The 388-nt window shown below is 71.4% G+C and carries 1 protein-coding gene; it reads left to right on the top strand.

Annotated features, from left to right (window positions below; genetic code table 11):
• On the top strand, window positions 1-388 hold a 388-nt coding region (locus FPZ47_RS28010; RefSeq protein WP_145039848.1), incomplete at both ends, for a beta-ketoacyl synthase N-terminal-like domain-containing protein.

Raw genomic sequence — 388 nt, 5'->3', positions numbered from 1 at the left:
GGTTTCTTCGGGATCGGCCCCAGCGAGGCGCTGGCCATGGACCCCCAGCAGCGGCTGTTCCTGGAGTTGTCGTGGGAGGCGTTGGAGCGGGCGGGGATTGACCCGGGTGGGCTGCGCGGCAGCGCCACCGGGGTGTTCGCCGGGGTGATGACGCAGGGCTACGGCATGTTGGCCGAGGACCCGATCGAGGGCTACCGGCTGACCGGCATGACCTCCAGTGTGGCCTCCGGGCGGGTGTCCTATGTGCTGGGGCTGGAGGGGCCCGCGGTGTCGGTGGACACGGCGTGTTCGTCGTCGTTGGTGGCGTTGCACATGGCGGTGCAGTCGCTGCGTTCGGGGGAGTGCGACCTGGCCCTGGCCGGCGGGGTGACCGTCAACGCCACCCCCG

It is taken from the genome of Mycobacterium helveticum (genome assembly GCF_007714205.1).
Taxonomy (GTDB): Bacteria; Actinomycetota; Actinomycetes; order Mycobacteriales; family Mycobacteriaceae; genus Mycobacterium; species Mycobacterium helveticum.
The sequence above is the reverse complement of the archived record's forward strand: the minus strand, read 5'-3'. Positions and strand labels throughout refer to the sequence as shown.